Origin of the sequence: Thiomicrospira microaerophila (genome assembly GCF_023278225.1) — a bacterium.
GTDB lineage: Bacteria > Pseudomonadota > Gammaproteobacteria > Thiomicrospirales > Thiomicrospiraceae > Thiomicrospira > Thiomicrospira microaerophila_A.
In genome coordinates this window covers 1,672,797-1,688,940 of sequence record NZ_CP070959.1, presented here as the reverse complement: position 1 = coordinate 1,688,940, position 16,144 = coordinate 1,672,797, and the positions used below count along the sequence as shown (strand labels likewise).

Sequence of the window (16,144 nt, the reverse complement as noted above, 5' to 3'; positions counted from 1 at the left end):
CCACTGGACAGGATTATGTTCAGTGATTTGGCTTGGTTTCAGGGGGGTAAGACAAGGTTTGCTCCTGTTATTTCAACCAGCTTGCGGTTTCGTAGACAAAACCTAAGCGGACATGGTTGGTTTCATTATTGGCGTCTTTTAAGCTGTCGCCATAGCTGATATCCAGTTGCCATTTGTCAGTGACATTAAAGGCTGCACCGAATTGATAACCGCGTGTTTCGTGGTTACCCGTTTCGGTATTGCCAAAGGCTTCAGCATAACCGCGCACAGAATCGGTGAAATGGTATTCAGCACCGATACCCCAAAGTGCAAAGTCTTTCTCTAGGGTTTGGTCACGGCTGAATCCAAGATTTAGATGGAGATCTAATTGATCATCCAATAGGTTAAAGCTGATCGGTGCGATCAATGTATAAAGGGCTTGATCATGTTCAATTTTGTCGGCAAAGACCACGCCCAAGCTGAGTGCGACGGCCCAGCCGTCTTGCTCGGTTAGCAGGGTTTTGGCATTCAGGCCGTACAGGTTAAAGTCGGCCGCATCATCAAAGTTAGCGCGTCCTAGCGCAAAGCCTAGTTCCCAATGACCATTAAAGTTACAAGCCGGTGCAACCCAAACTTGATTCTCTTTAGCATAACTGTCTGCCCAAGCTTCAACATGGCAAGACTTGTGATCTAGGATGCCCGCATCATCAACGTTCATCGGTGATCCGGCGAAAGCCGTGACTGGAGCAGCAAGCAGCGTTGCTAGGGTAAGTTTTTTTAGTTTGAAAAGTGTTGTCATAACACGGTCTCCATGGTTTTGGGAGACTTTAGTGGTGTATTTGTGGATGAGGTGTTTTGCTTGCGTGCGAGCAAACGCAATCGCACCGAATTGTGACAAGATCACAATCTGGCTGTGCGACGCTAGGAGCCTGTGCAGACTTAGGTTGAAAATGTTTTAGCCTAAAGCTACAGCTTAGCCATTTGAGCACTAAATATTTTAATTTTGAGCAAAACAAAGATTGTCGGAAGACGAAGATTTGATTTGCTTGTTACCGCACAGGTGACAAGCAAACGAACGGAATGCGAGACCTAAGCGGATTTATTTAAAATAGGTTGTAAGCAACAACTGTCACCAGAACTACTGTCCACTAAAGGATCTCCATTGATAAAAACTGGGACTTAGTTTAAACATCTGGGTGTGAAGTGTCAAGCTAGGCATAAATTATTTTTATTACTCTTTTGTGACGCGCTAAACAAACCAAATTAATAACGCACTGCCAAGCAGAATACGGTAGATGCCGAAGGCACGAAAGGTGAAGTGTTGTAAAAATTTTAAAAATAATTTAATCGATAGCCAGGCGACCAGAAAGGAAACTATGAAACCGATTATTAAAGGCGTGAAGCTGGTTTGTGCAAAGGCGTCATAATGCTTGAGCAGGGAATAACCGGAGGTCGCCGTTAGCACTGGCAGCGCCAGTAAGAAAGAAAACTCTGCCGAGGTTTTGCGATCTAGCCCGGTCAGCATGCCACCAATAATGGTCGCACCGGCGCGACTGGTGCCGGGGATCAGCGCAAAAATTTGTGCAAAACCAATCCATAGGGTTTGTTTATAGGTCAGTTGATCGAGATTACGCACGGTATGCTGGCTTTCTTTGTAAAAATGCTCGACCACTAAAAAGATCACCCCACCGATAATAAACATCCAGGCTACCGTGGCGACATTAAACAGGGCTTCAATCGAATCGGCAAATAGAAACCCTATCGAGGCGATGGGTAGAAACGCGATAAATACCTTGATCCACAGCCGATACTGGCTGGGATGAAAGCGTTCGGCATAGGTGGCAAATACCGCCAAAATCGCCGCTAATTGGATAATGATTTTAAAGGCCGTATTGTGGTCGTCTTGGTTTAAGCCCATGAGTTCGGCGGCGACAATCAGGTGGCCGGTCGATGAAATCGGTAAAAACTCGGTGAGGCCTTCAATAATACCGAGAACAATAGCGTGAAATATATCCATGTTTTAATTACCTCTTGTTTGACTATTACCAGGCCTGGTTAGATTTGTTGGTCTATTTATATCGGGTTAAAGTTGATGGCGCAGGTCACGTAATTTAAAGCCAATCAAGGCTTGATCATGGTTTTTGGTTAAGGCCATGACTTTAAAGTTCTCGCCCATTTCACTCGGCAGGGTGAGGGTTTTAATTTGTTGAGCCACCTTTAACTGCTCAGTGACCGGTGCGTTGGGATCTGCGGCCATTTCAATTAATCCGCTGGCCATTAAAAAATTGGCTTGAGTGGTATAGCCTGCCACCTTAAAATTGGCGGCATACGCCGCTTCCGCCACAGAGGTAAAATCAACATGCGCAGTAATATCTTGCAACCCTGGGTAAAAGAAAGGGTTGGCATGAGCCAGTTGCTGATAGTGGCAGCGTAGGGTACCCATGTGGCGCGCCGGTTGGTAGTATTCATGGCGCGGGTAACCATAGTCGATCAGAAGTACCAGGCCTGCTTGTAAGAAATCAGTGATGGCGTTGAGCCAAGGTTTAATATTAAAATTGAGTTCAGTGTGGTAACCGCGTTCATCGGGTTGACCAATTTGGTTGAGAATTCGGTTGGCTATTTTTTGCAATCTGGGTTCAATAATGGGTTGGTAGTCCCAGTCGAACGCTTGTTGAGTTTCATCCCAAACAACAAAGGCTTGTGATTGGCGGGCAGGCTCTAGCTTGATTCGTTCAACCGGCATGGCATCTAAAACTTCATTGGCTAACACCACCGCTTGAATTGGGTGGCTAGGAAGCTGTTCTAACCAAATGACTTTGTTGCGCAGTGTTTCAGGCAAGGTTGATAGGGTTTGTTGCTGAATCTGTTTTAAATCGGCACTCAATTCAATAATATAATAGTGTTGAATCTCTTGGTCAATGGCGTCCAGTTCTAGCAGTATATCTCGCGCCATTACGCCTCGTCCGGCACCAAATTCAACAATACTAGGTGAACTCAGTTGGCTTAACACCTGTTGCGCTTGGCGAGCCAAACAGCGTGAAAAGATCGGTGAAATTTCCGGTGCGGTAATAAAGTCACCCTGAGCGCCAATTTTTGCTAAACCATTGGTGTAGTAACCTAGGTTCGGTGTGTAAAGTGCAAAACGCATATAATCGGCAAAACTCAGCTGAGCATGGCGGCTAAGATGGCGTTTAATTTTATCAGTGAGTTGTTGGCTTAGTGCTTGAGCGTCATTCGGCGGGACGGGTAGGGCTTTATTCGGTTTCATGAAGGATGCGTACTTTGTATTAAAAACGCCGCTATTGTAACCGAATTGAGCAGATTGGTTGTTAGAAAAAGGCTATCCGGTTCGTTGTCTTCTGATTTTGATACCCGTTGCTTGGGCTTTGGGTAGGGCCTGAGGTTTATTGAGTTTAAGTTTAACGGTTTCTACGCTGGGGTAGTGAGCAAAAATATGGCTGCATATTTGTTCAGCAAGGGTTTCAATCAGATTATAAGTGTTCTGTTGGCAGAGGGTATCCAGTTGTTGGCTCAGGCTGAAATAATCGAGCGTATCTTTCAAGTCATCGGAAACTGCCGCTGCTTGTATCGATTGGTAGAGCTCGAGATCAAGCAGAATGGGTTGATTTTGAATCTTTTCCCAAGTATGGACGCCGATTTTACAATCAATCCTGAGTCCTTCAATGTAAATACAATCCTGTGACATAAAATATTGGGCTCCCAGTCAGGTTTCAATGCTAAAATCTTGCAACATTTTAGAGGAAAGTAACCGAATGAGCGAATTATTATTACAACCAGGCCTGGTTGTGGCCGCCTATCTTTTAGGTTCAGTGTCGTCAGCGATTATTGTTTGCAAATTGATGGGGTTGGGTGATCCGCGCGAGGCGGGGTCTGGCAACCCGGGTGCGACGAATGTTCTGCGTATCGGCGGTGAAAGAGGTAAGCTGGCGGCGGGTATTACCCTAGCGGGTGATATGTTAAAAGGCCTGGTGCCGGTATTGTTGGCACATGCTTTAGGCTTTGACCCCTTGTGGATTGTGTTGGTTGGTTTGGCGGCGTTTTTAGGTCATCTTTATCCGCTGTTTTTTCAGTTTAAAGGCGGTAAAGGGGTGGCGACGATGCTGGGGATCTTGCTTGCATTAAACTTTTGGGCAGGTCTAGCAACTGTAGCGACTTGGTTGTTTGTCGCTAAGGTGTTAAAAATATCTTCCTTATCTGCCTTGATCGCAACGCTGCTGGCTCCGATTTATTTATATTTTATTGTCGGTGAGTTGAGCTGGGTATTGGTGACCGCTTTAATGACGACAGTGCTTTTTTGGCGTCATCGAAGCAATATTGGTCGACTCCTGCGTGGTGAAGAGAGCCTTATTAAAGCGAAAAAGCCTGAATAACCAGGCCTGCTGGTCAGATTGGGCTGAGGTCTTCCAAAGACCAGCGCGCTTTGGCGGCAAAGTTGAGGTCATTAGATTCTCCAGCCATTAAACGCTGCGCACCGGCGTAGGCAATCATCGCGGCGTTGTCGGTGCAGAAATCCAGTCTTGGGTAAAACGCCTCGCCTTTGCGTTTAGCCATTAGTTGATCCAGCTTGGCACGAATTTCACGGTTAGCGCTGACCCCGCCTGATACAACAATCCGATTAAGGCCTTCTTGGTCGAGTGCACGTTTACATTTGATCATCAGTGTGTCAGCCACGGCTAATTCAAATGCACGACAAATATCAGCACGAGTTTGGTCATTGTCATCGCCTTCGGCTTGCGCCTTTTGCCAAGTATTCAGGCTAAAGGTTTTCAAGCCGCTAAAGCTCATGTCTAATCCGGGGCGGTCAATCATAGGACGAGGAAAACGGTAGCGGTTTTCATCACCTTGGAGAGCTAATTTAGAAACCCTAGGGCCGCCTGGATAACCTAGCCCCATCATCTTGGCTGTTTTATCAAATGCCTCACCCGCAGCATCATCAAGTGTGTCGCCCAGCAGTTTGTAGCGCCCTATGCCATCAACACGAATAATCATGCTGTGACCGCCTGATACCAAAAGTGCGATAAACGGAAACTTGGGCGGATTTTCTTCAAGCATCGGTGCCAGCAGATGGCCTTCCATGTGGTGTACACCAATCGCGGGAACTTGCCAAGCAAAGGCTAAACTTCTAGCAATCGCGCCGCCTGACAAGAGTGCGCCAATTAATCCTGGGCCTGCGGTGTAGGCAATCCCATTGATCTGAGGGCGACCGGCTTGATCAAGCGTTTGTGTAATGAGTGGTGTGATTTTACGTATATGGTCGCGCGAAGCTAACTCAGGAACAACACCGCCATATTCTGCATGAAGTTCAACCTGGCTAAATAGGTTGTGTGCCAACAAGCCTTTTTGACTGTTATAGACAGCCACCGCACTCTCATCACAAGAGCTTTCAATCGCGAGTACACAAAAGGCGTGGGGAATGTTTTTCATGGTGATCTGTCCGAGCTTTAAAAATAAGAGAAGATTTTAACAAAAATTCTTAAATTTATTTGCAAAAGCGGCCAAGCAAAATTATAATCTTGCTCTTTATTGCTGTTGCTGAAAAATTTTCAGTGTCAGTTTAGACAGAATTTTCAATTAAATCAAAGAAGAAGAGCTTTATGCCAATTGTAAAAGTAAGAGATACCGAACCATTTGATGTAGCCCTACGTCGTTTCAAACGTGCTTGTGAAAAAGCAGGTGTATTAACTGAGTCACGTAAGCGTGAGTACTATGAGAAGCCAACCTGGGCTAAAAAACGCATGAAAGCTGCTGCGGTTAAGCGTTTAGCAAAGCGTTTGTCGCGTGAGCGTCGTCGTTTAACTTCTCGTTAATTCATTTGGAATAAATGGATGAGTGAATATAAGTCAAAACTGACTGAAGAAATGAAACGCTGCATGAAAGCGGGTGAAAAATCTCGCTTGCTAGTAGTGCGTACGCTTCTTGCAGCCATTAAGCAACAAGAGATTGATCAGCAAATAACCTTGGATGATGCTCAAATTCTTGCAGTGCTTGATAAAGCAGTCAAACAGCGCAGGGATTCAATTAATCAGTTCAATGAAGCAGGACGCCAAGATCTTGCTGACAATGAAATGGCTGAGATGGCGATTATTCAAGATTTTATGCCCCAGCCTTTGACCGAAACAGAAATCGCCCAAATGGTCGCAGATGCTGTTGCTCAGGTTGAAGCCAAAACGATGCAGGATATGGGTAAAGTAATGGCGTTACTTAAGCCCCAGATGCAAGGTCGTGCTGATATGGCGCAAGTTAGTCAAATCATCAAGGCAGCAATCGGTTAAATACCGAGTTTTATTATTGCGGCTTATATTCAGTAAAACCCGTTAACCTCTGGTTAATGGGTTTTTGTGTTTTTTCATATTCATGATTTTGATGAGGAAGCTATGGAGTTAAAAGGGGCGATTCCACGCGACTTTATCGACTCACTTTTAGCACGCGCCGATATAGTGTCGGTGATTAACCAGCGGGTGCCGTTAAAAAAAGCGGGCATAACCTTTAAAGCGTGTTGCCCCTTTCATCAAGAAAAAACTCCCTCCTTTAACGTCAATCCGCAAAAGCAGTTTTATCATTGCTTTGGCTGTGGTGCTCATGGCGATGCGATAACGTTTATTATGGAGTATGAAGGGCTTTCGTTTGTTGAGGCGGTAGAGTCTTTAGCGGCTCAGCTTGGTGTGGAGGTGCCACGTCAAAAAGTGACCGCTAAACAACAACAGCAAATAAAGAAAGCACAAGATCATTATGAGGTTATGCAGCTGGCAGCGAAATTTTATCGACATCAGTTGCGTGATCATCCTGCTTCAGAGCAAGCAAAAGCCTATTTGCGTCAACGGGGTTTAAGTTCCGAGATTGCCAAACGTTTTATTATTGGCTTCGCGCCGCCGGGTTGGGATAGCTTAATACCCGGTCTGGATGCGGATCAGCGTTTAACGCAGCAATTGGTTGAACTGGGCTTGTTGGTTGAAAAAGAACCTTCGAAGCTTTATGACCGTTTTCGTCATCGTATTATGTTTCCGATTCGAGACGGGCGGGGACGTGTAATTGCATTCGGCGGTCGTGTGCTTTCAGATCAAGATCAACCTAAATACCTGAATTCACCGGAAACACCTATTTTTCATAAGAGTCATACTCTCTATGGCTTGTATGAGCTGCGCCAATCTCGACAAGCCTTCAACAATATTGTTGTGGTTGAAGGCTATATGGATGTGGTCGCCTTGGCGCAGTTTGGGGTGCACAATGCAGTAGCCACCTTGGGTACGGCCACCACTTCAGAGCATTTAAACCTATTATTTAAGCAGACCGATGAAATTGTGTTTTGTTTTGATGGTGATCAAGCGGGTTTAAAGGCGGCCTGGAAGGCGCTGGAGTTGGCAATTCCACTGATGGGGGAAACCCGTTCGGTTAAGTTTTTGTTTTTAGCTCAAGGCGAAGACCCAGACTCAACGGTGCGCAAGGAAGGTAAGGAAGGGTTTCAGTATCGTGTCGATCAAGCGTTAAGTCTTTCTGTTTTTTGGGTGCAAGGGCTACAAAACCAATTAACTAACCAGAAGGATAGCCGAGAGGGGCGTCAGCAATTGGTTGCTTTAGCCCAGCCTTATATTATGACCGCGCAAGGATTGTATCAGTATCTTATGGTTGAAGCGATCGCTGAGGCGGTTGATTTGCCAGCATGGCGTTTAGAAAAACAAATGGGTGTGCGGAGTGGTTTTGCGCAATTTAAATCCACTGTCGCGACTAAGCCGAATCCCGCGTCAGAAGTACAGCAGGTCATGACTTTATCTAAGCATCTGGCATGTGTATTGCTCAATCGACCTGCATGGGCAGCGGTGATGCAGCAGGTGCTCGCAAGATCACTGAAGCCGTCGCCACGAAAAGATGACAAGATGTTGTTAGGTTTGATAAACCAGTTGGTCGAGCATTATGACCTAAATAGAGCGGTGGATTGGCTTAAGCAATCAAATTATGGTCAGGAATATGACTTTATTCGTTCACGCACACTGCCTGAGAGCGAAGAACATCTTAAGCAGTATTTTCAAGAAACGACAAATCGTTTGCTAGATGAATTAGAGAAGCGAAATTTACTTCTGCAAGGCCTTCAACGCGATGGATTAAAGGCCTTGCAAGATTTTATAGAAAAGAAGAGCTAATAGTTTGATATAATTAGGAGTTCGGTTTTGACCGATCAGGTAAGACATCTTTAAGGGTTATTTGAGGCAAACATGACAAAAGTAGAAAGAAAGCAGCAGTTAATTGATTTGATTGAGCGTGCAAAAGATTTGGGTTATTTGACTTATGCGGACGTGAATGATGTATTGCCAGATGATATTGAAGAGGATCAGCTTGGTCAGGTTATAACGATTCTGACTGATTTTGGAATTCAACTCTTTGATACACCGCCTGAAGAAGACGAGTTGCTGACTAAAGAAGGCGGTGCCTTTGATGAGGCTGCTGCTGAAGCTGCTTTACTGGCCTTATCAGAAGTGGATTCAGAGTTTGGGCGAACAACCGATCCTGTGCGGATGTATATGCGTGAAATGGGTTCAGTTGAATTATTGACCCGAAAAGGTGAAATTGATATTGCCAAGCGCATTGAGTCGAATATTCGTGACATGCTGGATTCTTTGTCCAAGTTTCCTGTCTGTGCCGAGCAAATCCTCCGTGGATTTAGCAAGATGGAGGATGGTGAGGGTAAGGTTGCAGACATTATCCAAGGGTTTGTTCGTCCTGAAGACTTGGTTGATCTTGCCGTAGAAGATCTAAATGCAGATACTGAGACTGAACCTAAAGACGACACGATTGACCCGGTTGAATTAGAAGCTTTTTTAACCAAGCTGGAAAAGCTGCATCGTGATGCGGTGAAGGCTGAAGACGAATTTGGCTCCGGTGACCCTAAAGCGAAGAAAAAACGCGCACTAGTGGTTGAGCATTTAGCAACGGTGCGTTTGGTTCCGTTGTTTACCAATGGTATTATCAGAGAAATTAAAGTCAAAATTTCTGCTATCCGCGATCAAGAACGTGTCATTGTTGATGCGATTGTTCGTAAGGTAGGCGTTTCTCGGACGGAATTTATTAAACTGTTTGTTGAAGCCGAGACGGATAAGCAATTGATTGATCGTCTTATCGAACAGTTCCCAAATAAAGCTTCAGCTCTTGAAGATGTGCGCCTTGACGTGAAGCGTGCACAAAAACGTTTAGCGCTGATTGAAAAGTCTGAAAAAATGGCGATCAGCTACTACAAAAAAGTTTATAAAGACCTCAGTAAATCAGAAACTTTAACCCGTGCCGCTAAACGTGAAATGATTGAAGCTAACTTACGTTTGGTTATTTCGATTGCTAAAAAATACACCAACCGTGGTTTGCAATTCCTTGATCTGATTCAGGAAGGCAATATTGGTTTGATGAAAGCGGTGGACAAGTTTGAATACCGTCGTGGCTATAAGTTCTCTACCTATGCAACCTGGTGGATTCGACAAGCAATTACACGCTCTATCGCGGATCAGGCGCGTACGATACGTATTCCGGTACATATGATTGAAACCATCAACAAGCTTAACCGCATTCAACGTCAACTATTGCAAAAAATGGGGCGTGAACCAACGCCTGAAGAGTTGGCGGAAGAAATGGAAATGCCGGAAGATAAAATTCGCAAGGTGATGAAAATCGCCAAAGAACCAATTTCGATGGAAACCCCGGTGGGTGATGATGAAGACTCATCACTCGGTGATTTTATCGAGGATTCAAATATCCTATCACCTTCTGACTCTGCGGATTTAGAAGGCATGAGCGAAACGGTTCGTGAAATGTTGAGTACCTTAACGCCAAGAGAGGCCAAGGTATTAAGAATGCGTTTTGGTTTAGGAATGAATACCGATCATACCTTGGAAGAAGTCGGCAAGCAGTTTGATGTCACACGCGAGCGTATTCGTCAAATTGAAGCGAAAGCGTTACGTAAACTACGTCATCCAAGTCGTGCAGAGCGTTTGCGTAGTTTCTTGGATCAATAAGCTTTAAATTTAGATAAATTCCGTTATAATAGCACCGCTTTAACTGCCAGGCCTGGTAGTTAAAGCAAAACCCTTCAAATGGGGCCCTTAGCTCAGTTGGTTAGAGCAAACGACTCATAATCGTTAGGTCCACGGTTCAAGTCCGTGAGGGCCCACCATTCAGTTTATAATTGAAGTTCCATCATTAAAATAGATTCTGTTAAAGTTTGATATTTGACTTTCAACCGTTGAATAGTCTTCCTGAGGCATATTCAGATAAAGGGTGTTGTTACCCGAGCCGCCATTAATGCTAGCACGATTAGAGAGCGTGCCATAAATTCTGACTTCATCGTCACCTCCACCGGTGATTATTTGTCCATCAAGATTGCCATTAATGAATACAAGGTCGCTGCCATTGCCTGTTTGTATTGTTGGGTTATTGATAACATTGCCTTTAACATAAACTTCATTGTTACCCCCAGCAGCAGTAATATTAGCGTTTAGGTTTCGTTCGATGTGGTAGTAGTCATTTCCTGAGCCAGAAAACACATTGGAGTTTAAATCACGCAGTATCACTAAACTGTTATTACCTTCTTGTAAATTAGTATCGATAGTGACCCTATTCCAAAAAGGACCTGAGGTGGCTGAGTTAAGGTCACCTCTGACCATAATATGATTAGAATTGTTGTCGGTTTGACCGTTTATTTTTGCACTGTCGGTATTTTGCCAACTGCTAGGAAGTATCGAACTTAGACTTGTTCCAATTAAAAAGTCAACGGTGTTTACTAGAAAACCAAGTAAGCAGCCGAGTAATCCGGAGCAGTCTTGAATTGAATTATAGTTATTGGGTTTTATATCGGGAAAAGGGTCTAATCCAAAAGGTGGTGGAGGATCTTCAGGGGTTGGCGTTTCTGGGTCCGGGGTTTCGGGTTCGCCTCCTGCAGGGGCTTCGGCTAATACTAGCTGTAGGTTTGGAATTTGTCTTTTGATTTCTAATGACGATACCCATATTAAGCTATCGTCAAAAAAGTCATTTAAATTAGAAGATTGTTGAGCCTGGTGAAAAAGCCCATCTAGGTTTCGACAGTTTTGACGTTCTTGAGCCTGAAGCGTGCTTGGGCAATCGGGTATGCCATTAATCGCGTTGCCCCATGTCTGTTGACTGTTTTTACCAAAACTGACCACAACGGCCGGTATATCACGAGCCGCTAATTCAGTGGTATCGTTTAAGCAGGTTTGAACGCGTTCATTACAAATATTAAAGTTGCCATCTCCTGGCTGGCCTTGAATGGGGCGGGTTTGTAGGTTAAAGCAAGGTGGGTCTTCCTGGTTAATGGTTTCGTTCGGGTCGCAAGCTCCGGCTGATGTAAAGTAACTGGCACTGTGCAATGCGTTTTGGGGAATTACTTCAAGATTTGCAAACCGATTTACCGCATAGAAAAAGGGTTGACTAAAGCTGTTAACAGCATGGGTGCGGAGAGTGGCGTGAGGCAGAAATCCCTCGGTAGCCGTACAAAATGCCCCGACTCTATTTTCTATACCGTCTCCAGTTGTATCGGGGCATGGCATGTGCTTTTCTCGAGTCACATGTTCGAGTAGCGCGGATTTGATATCTTTTAGTTTTTGTTGGTCTGCTACAAAGTCTTGGCTATCCTTAACCCCGCCGATGCTGGCAATGATACCCGCTGCAATAATGCCAATAATGGCTATGACGAGTGCGATCTCAATTAAGGTAAATCCGCGTATTCTGAGATGATTTTTCATGCTTAGCTCTTTGTTTTTTATTAAATAAGTGGCTTGATCGTTAAGTTAATTTAACTCAATTTCGCTTGAATCTATTAGCAGTTCATGTAACTTCCACTTTCAGTAGGGGATGTACAGTAGAAAGTGAAATTTTGAATTTTATTTTTTTCAGTTTGAGTCAAGCTGGTTTTTCCTGAAACAAAAAAGTTTTCATTAGGATTCCCTGTATTTAAAACGCCTGGGGTATCTGTGGATAAGATATGGCTACCAACAAAGACAAGATTGGAACCGGAGCCAAGCAGGATTTTCCCGTTATTGCTGACCTGTCCTTCTATCCATATTTCATTATCACCGTTACCAAGTGTTAGGGTTGTATCAAGATTACCCATAATTGTTACTTGGTTATCGCCATCACCTAGCGTAATTGGGTTTTTTGCATCCTTCTCTAAAACAATTTGATTATCACCTTCGCCAGCACTGATTGAACTGTTTTGCTGGTTACCTATGTAAAGCGCATTATTACCACCGGCAAGATTGACCGGAGAACTCCCTGTTAGGTTGTTTCCAATTTCAACCCGGTTATCGCTATTGTTTCCGGTATAAGCACTGGTTCTATTACCGCCGGCTTGACCGATACTTGTTAAGCTGCCCAGGTCGGATTTGGTTAATTTTTGTGGCGTATTCGGTAGGTTAGGTATCGGGGGTGTGGATGCTTGGCTAAAAAGTCCCGCCGCTTGCTTGATCTCTAGCGCTGAAATTCCAATTAATACATCGTCGAAATGATCTTTAAGTTGAGGGACTTGATAGTAAGTTGGTGAGTTGTAGTGGCAATTTCTGATTTCAAAAGTAGGATCTGTCGGTGCAATATAATTGGCATCCGGATGGCTGACGCATCCATTTTTTCCATGAGAAATAACCACCACAGGGAGGCGTTCCATAAGCGTTGATGTTGCGTCATCGATGTTTATATTGCCACTACCAAGGTTAAGCGCGTTGGGTGGTGTATTTCTGTTAAAACAATTTCCAACGCAACCAAAGTCATTAGGTCGTCCGAAGTAGCTAGCGCTTTGATTTGCGTCACCAATAAGTGTTTCATCAGTGGCTTGTTGGTTAATATGGTAACTAAACGCTTGGTTATAAGCATTAAAACGGTGAGTGCCAAGGTCGATAAAGGGCAAGGTGCCAGATGTTGCTTGACATTGATTATCGCCACCTCTGTTCTCAAAACCAACCTCTGCCGCTTCAGTGATTGGGTCACTGGTGTCGGGACAGGGCAGGTAGCCATTGATCGTTACAAAACGAAGTAGAGCACTTTTAATGTCGGCTAATTTTTGTTGGTCTTCAACGTATTTTGCGCTTTCACGCACTCCGCCGATACCTAAAAGCACCCCTACCATCACAATGCCGAGTATCGCAATAATCAGCGCGATCTCTAATAATGTGAATCCTTTCAAGTTTGAATCGTGTTTTATCTGCATTGTTTATATCCATTTATGATAAGTTTAGAAATTAATCTAAGACTTCTTCAATCACTAGGTAGTGAAACTCCGTTGGCGAACGGTTCCAGGTTCTTAAACCTGTGTAAAGCTGTTTGGTTTCATCAATAATCAGGTGTTGAATCGTTACGCCTTTGCTAGTTTGTACAGCATTTCTGACACTAGTAGCATTGGGCCACGGGTAGTCAAATTGCGCGACTAACCTTGACCAGTCACCCCCGCCAGCGCCATCATCATTCCATCCGACAATTCGGATATTGGATTGTCTATCCGTGTCCTTGCCTGTTACGATAATTTCCGTTAAATAAACCTGTATCCACCAATCAGGATCCATATTCCTATCGGGTACAAATTGTCGCTCATATTCATAATCAATACGATCTTGGGTCTTAGGTTCTGTGTCTGCCGGTTCAGGAAATCTGGGATAGTAAAAGTCTACCGCCTGTTCAGCATTATTGTAGTTAGCTACATCCAGTAGGTTCCAGGGGCGTATAAGTTGGCGGCTGAACTCATTAGTGTGACCTCGGTCAAATTGATATACATAACCCTTTTGGATTCTGGAGTTATTTCTTAGGCTAGGGTCATCGTTTTCAAGATAAGTATCAAAAAATACCGCAAAGCCGCCTTCATTCCAAATCTGATTTGATCCATGTTGTTCTTGGGTTAAGCGGGCTTTAACGCTTATTTTATATTGTTCAAAATCATCAGGGATGGGTACTAACAGGATTTGTTCATTGGCAGTATTAACGCTAAGCAACGAGTCAACGCTGTCACCTGACTCATCGACCATTCCGGCTTTGTCTCTTGCTGTCCAAGCATTTTCTCCGCCCCTTCCAGCTACATAACGAACATCCGCACTTTTAATAAATTCATTGATTTCTTCAATCGACATTTCAGCAAAATCATATTCGACTCTTCTAGGTGTTCTTTGGCTGGCTAAGGCTGAAGAAAGGGTGGCTTTAATTTCTTGAGCTGAGATCCAAATCATTACATCATCAAAAAAGTTTCTTTGCTGTTGCGCTTGGTAAAAAGTGCCATTATTACCGTTTGGCGAACAGTTGTGTTGTTCAAAAACTGACTCGCCAGGGCAGGCGTTTTGTCCATGAGAGAGGACAATTAACGGAATTTGATCGGCAAAAATGATAGGTGAATTGGCATCTAAATCGCTTTGAATTCTATAGTTACCATTGCCTGATTCGGTTGGGATAGGGGGCGTGCTAAATTTAAAACAGGGCGCATTAATATTATTAACGGTATCTAAATCAAGGCAATTGCCACTAGAGAAGAAGCTTGCACTATTGCTGGCTGAGAAAGCGTTACCGGTATTCGCTTCTTGGTTAACAATGTAGCTAAAAGGCAAGCCATAGGCATTGGTTTGGTGAGTTTCCAGGTCAATAAAAGGCAGGTTGCCTGAGGTGTTAATACAGTTTTTTTGCAAGGGGTCTCTATTTTCAAGGCCATTGCCGGTGGTGTCCGGGCAGGGTAGGTAGCCATTGACGCTGACAAAGGTTAGCAGGGCTTGTTTTACATCGGTCAGCATTCTCTGGTCTTGTTTGAATTTGATAGTTTCTCTTAAGGCTCCCATGCCTGAGAACATGCCGACCATAATAATGCCGACAATACCTATTACTATGGCGATTTCAACCAGGGTAAATCCGTTGTTTTTATTTTTTGTATTCATTGTAGGTTCTCTGTTGACCGATTGAAAATTAAGGGCATATTTCAGTTCTAAAAATTTTGATGGGCATAGATTCAGAGTTAATCCAGTTTAAATGTATAGCATAGTTTGGGTTATTAGCTGGGTCTGTCGAGTCTATGAGGCAGAAGTTAAATAAATTGTTATTGGTGTCGCTATCGTTACACTTTGTCTCCTCAAAAACTAGAGTGCTTTGATTGTAATCCTCAACTTCATAAACGATGTTTTCAATATTAATGAGATCACCAAATGCCAAAGGCATTTCGCTAAAGGATGCTGGGTCGGCTAAAGGCAGGTATCGCGCGGTTGGTTCTGATGTAAGAGCACTGTTGTTGCAAAACAAATCTATGTGGTTTGCAAATAAGATAAGCCGGTTTTTAAGCAGATCAATTTGGACACTCTGTTTTTCGCTTTGGCCTAGCCGAAGTTTTTCAGGACTTTGGTTAAGTAGGCTATACATAACTGTTGCACCACCAACGACCAGTATTAGCATCATGAGCATTAATATGGAGCCGTTTTGCCGTTTCATTGGGTTGTATTTCCCTTGGTTTTTAGCGTTATGTTTTAATAATACGCTTGTGGATTGTTTGATTCAATACTAAGGCTTATAAACTTGAAAAGCGGATGAATCTGTTTGTGGATAAAAAATCCTTATTGCGCTGGCTCAAGATTAGAGATTAAACTAGCGTTATCGATTGTAAAAATATTATATATTTATTCCGCTTTTTAAAAGTCATTAAAAATGGAGGTTTCAGATGAGACAAGCATTGGGTAAACGTTATTTTGTTTTGGCGTTGTTTGCTATCTTGAGTTTGTTTTATGGTCAGCAGCTTTATGCTGGTAACCCTTCGCCAGTCAGTGTGCAAGGGGCAACGAGTGTAACGGCCGATGAGGCAAGGCAGCTTTGGTTACAGGGTGCTTTTTTTGTTGATCCCCGGTCAGTCGCTGATTGGGAGGCGGGACGTATTCCGGGCGCATTACATATGGAACGTGGTAAGCCCATTTACAACCCTCAAACTGTTTTAGATTATGTTGGTTCAAAAGATGCACCGATTGTTGCCTACTGTAATGCGGAAGCCTGTCATAGAGCAGCGCATCTTGCTAAGGATTTGCTGAACTGGGGCTTTACAAATGTATATTATTTTAGATTAGGTTATCCTGAGTGGTTAAGAACTGGCAGTCCGTTTGAATAGTTTTAATCGATACAGCAAAAGTCAAAAGTCAAAAGTCAAAATAAA

General features: G+C 43.8%; 15 protein-coding genes and 1 tRNA gene. 7 read left to right on the top strand and 9 right to left on the bottom strand.

Going from position 1 to position 16,144, the window contains the following annotated elements:
- Nucleotides 1-67: 67 nt before the first annotated feature.
- From JX580_RS08195 to folB, 4 genes are all read right to left on the bottom strand, one after another.
- Nucleotides 68-778, bottom strand: a complete 711-nt coding sequence (locus JX580_RS08195; RefSeq protein WP_248850059.1) for a transporter — start codon at nt 776-778, stop codon at nt 68-70.
- A 450-nt stretch (nt 779-1,228) separates the two neighbouring features.
- Entirely contained in the window at nt 1,229-1,996 is a 768-nt protein-coding gene (locus JX580_RS08190; RefSeq protein ID WP_248850058.1) for an undecaprenyl-diphosphate phosphatase, read from the bottom strand.
- A gap of 66 nt (nt 1,997-2,062) precedes the next feature.
- Entirely contained in the window at nt 2,063-3,247 is a 1,185-nt protein-coding gene (locus tag JX580_RS08185; RefSeq protein WP_248850057.1) for a class I SAM-dependent methyltransferase, read from the bottom strand.
- A gap of 72 nt (nt 3,248-3,319) precedes the next feature.
- Nucleotides 3,320-3,685, bottom strand: a complete 366-nt coding sequence (gene folB, locus JX580_RS08180; RefSeq protein WP_248850056.1) for a dihydroneopterin aldolase — start codon at nt 3,683-3,685, stop codon at nt 3,320-3,322.
- 67 nt (nt 3,686-3,752) lie between these two features.
- On the opposite strand from folB, the gene plsY reads away from it, so the two are divergent.
- Nucleotides 3,753-4,370, top strand: a complete 618-nt coding sequence (gene plsY, locus JX580_RS08175) for a glycerol-3-phosphate 1-O-acyltransferase PlsY (RefSeq protein ID WP_248850055.1) — start codon at nt 3,753-3,755, stop codon at nt 4,368-4,370.
- A gap of 13 nt (nt 4,371-4,383) precedes the next feature.
- Here the strand turns inward: plsY and tsaD are convergent, their stop codons facing one another.
- Nucleotides 4,384-5,424: a tRNA (adenosine(37)-N6)-threonylcarbamoyltransferase complex transferase subunit TsaD gene (tsaD, locus tag JX580_RS08170; protein ID WP_248850054.1), complete on the bottom strand. Its 1,041-nt coding sequence runs from the start codon at nt 5,422-5,424 to the stop codon at nt 4,384-4,386.
- Nucleotides 5,425-5,594: 170 nt separating this feature from the next.
- Between tsaD and rpsU the strand changes: the two genes are divergently transcribed.
- The 5 genes from rpsU (at nt 5,595) to JX580_RS08145 (ending at nt 10,150) form a co-directional block, all read left to right on the top strand.
- Nucleotides 5,595-5,807: a 30S ribosomal protein S21 gene (gene rpsU / locus JX580_RS08165; protein ID WP_248850053.1), complete on the top strand. Its 213-nt coding sequence runs from the start codon at nt 5,595-5,597 to the stop codon at nt 5,805-5,807.
- A gap of 18 nt (nt 5,808-5,825) precedes the next feature.
- Nucleotides 5,826-6,272 carry a GatB/YqeY domain-containing protein gene (locus JX580_RS08160; RefSeq protein ID WP_248850052.1) on the top strand — a complete coding sequence of 149 codons (447 nt, stop codon included), beginning with the start codon at nt 5,826-5,828 and terminating at the stop codon, nt 6,270-6,272.
- Nucleotides 6,273-6,338: 66 nt separating this feature from the next.
- A complete protein-coding gene (gene dnaG, locus JX580_RS08155) occupies nt 6,339-8,135 on the top strand; it encodes a DNA primase (protein ID WP_248850051.1) in 1,797 nt (598 codons plus the stop codon).
- 72 nt (nt 8,136-8,207) lie between these two features.
- A complete protein-coding gene (gene rpoD / locus JX580_RS08150; protein ID WP_248850050.1) occupies nt 8,208-9,992 on the top strand; it encodes an RNA polymerase sigma factor RpoD in 1,785 nt (594 codons plus the stop codon).
- A gap of 81 nt (nt 9,993-10,073) precedes the next feature.
- A tRNA-Ile gene (locus tag JX580_RS08145) sits at nt 10,074-10,150 on the top strand.
- Nucleotide 10,151: 1 nt separating this feature from the next.
- On the opposite strand, the gene JX580_RS08140 is transcribed toward JX580_RS08145, so the two are convergent.
- The 4 genes from JX580_RS08140 to JX580_RS08125 all read right to left on the bottom strand — a co-directional run bounded on the left by JX580_RS08140 (nt 10,152) and on the right by JX580_RS08125 (nt 15,435).
- Nucleotides 10,152-11,735, bottom strand: coding sequence for a prepilin-type N-terminal cleavage/methylation domain-containing protein (locus tag JX580_RS08140; protein WP_248850049.1), 1,584 nt, complete (start codon nt 11,733-11,735; stop codon nt 10,152-10,154).
- A gap of 74 nt (nt 11,736-11,809) precedes the next feature.
- Nucleotides 11,810-13,192: a type II secretion system protein gene (locus tag JX580_RS08135; protein WP_248850048.1), complete on the bottom strand. Its 1,383-nt coding sequence runs from the start codon at nt 13,190-13,192 to the stop codon at nt 11,810-11,812.
- Between the two features lie 31 nt (nt 13,193-13,223).
- A complete protein-coding gene (locus tag JX580_RS08130) occupies nt 13,224-14,891 on the bottom strand; it encodes a prepilin-type N-terminal cleavage/methylation domain-containing protein (protein ID WP_248850047.1) in 1,668 nt (555 codons plus the stop codon).
- Between the two features lie 28 nt (nt 14,892-14,919).
- A complete protein-coding gene (locus tag JX580_RS08125; RefSeq protein ID WP_248850046.1) occupies nt 14,920-15,435 on the bottom strand; it encodes a hypothetical protein in 516 nt (171 codons plus the stop codon).
- Nucleotides 15,436-15,661: 226 nt separating this feature from the next.
- Here JX580_RS08125 and JX580_RS08120 point away from each other — a divergent pair, with 226 nt between their 5' ends.
- A complete protein-coding gene (locus JX580_RS08120) occupies nt 15,662-16,099 on the top strand; it encodes a rhodanese-like domain-containing protein (RefSeq protein ID WP_248850045.1) in 438 nt (145 codons plus the stop codon).
- Nucleotides 16,100-16,144 lie beyond the last annotated feature (45 nt).

Excerpts from the sequence above, each read along its gene's own strand:
- JX580_RS08195 (WP_248850059.1), bottom strand. The coding sequence starts at position 778 with ATGACAACACTTTTCAAACTAAAAAAACTTACCCTAGCAACGCTGCTT.
- rpoD (WP_248850050.1), top strand. The coding sequence starts at position 8,208 with ATGACAAAAGTAGAAAGAAAGCAGCAGTTAATTGATTTGATTGAGCGT.
- JX580_RS08185 (WP_248850057.1), bottom strand. The coding sequence starts at position 3,247 with ATGAAACCGAATAAAGCCCTACCCGTCCCGCCGAATGACGCTCAAGCA.
- plsY (WP_248850055.1), top strand. The coding sequence starts at position 3,753 with ATGAGCGAATTATTATTACAACCAGGCCTGGTTGTGGCCGCCTATCTT.
- folB (WP_248850056.1), bottom strand. The coding sequence starts at position 3,685 with ATGTCACAGGATTGTATTTACATTGAAGGACTCAGGATTGATTGTAAA.
- JX580_RS08190 (WP_248850058.1), bottom strand. The coding sequence starts at position 1,996 with ATGGATATATTTCACGCTATTGTTCTCGGTATTATTGAAGGCCTCACC.
- JX580_RS08160 (WP_248850052.1), top strand. The coding sequence starts at position 5,826 with ATGAGTGAATATAAGTCAAAACTGACTGAAGAAATGAAACGCTGCATG.
- JX580_RS08135 (WP_248850048.1), bottom strand. The coding sequence starts at position 13,192 with ATGCAGATAAAACACGATTCAAACTTGAAAGGATTCACATTATTAGAG.
- tsaD (WP_248850054.1), bottom strand. The coding sequence starts at position 5,424 with ATGAAAAACATTCCCCACGCCTTTTGTGTACTCGCGATTGAAAGCTCT.
- JX580_RS08125 (WP_248850046.1), bottom strand. The coding sequence starts at position 15,435 with ATGAAACGGCAAAACGGCTCCATATTAATGCTCATGATGCTAATACTG.
- JX580_RS08140 (WP_248850049.1), bottom strand. The coding sequence starts at position 11,735 with ATGAAAAATCATCTCAGAATACGCGGATTTACCTTAATTGAGATCGCA.
- JX580_RS08120 (WP_248850045.1), top strand. The coding sequence starts at position 15,662 with ATGAGACAAGCATTGGGTAAACGTTATTTTGTTTTGGCGTTGTTTGCT.
- JX580_RS08130 (WP_248850047.1), bottom strand. The coding sequence starts at position 14,891 with ATGAATACAAAAAATAAAAACAACGGATTTACCCTGGTTGAAATCGCC.
- rpsU (WP_248850053.1), top strand. The coding sequence starts at position 5,595 with ATGCCAATTGTAAAAGTAAGAGATACCGAACCATTTGATGTAGCCCTA.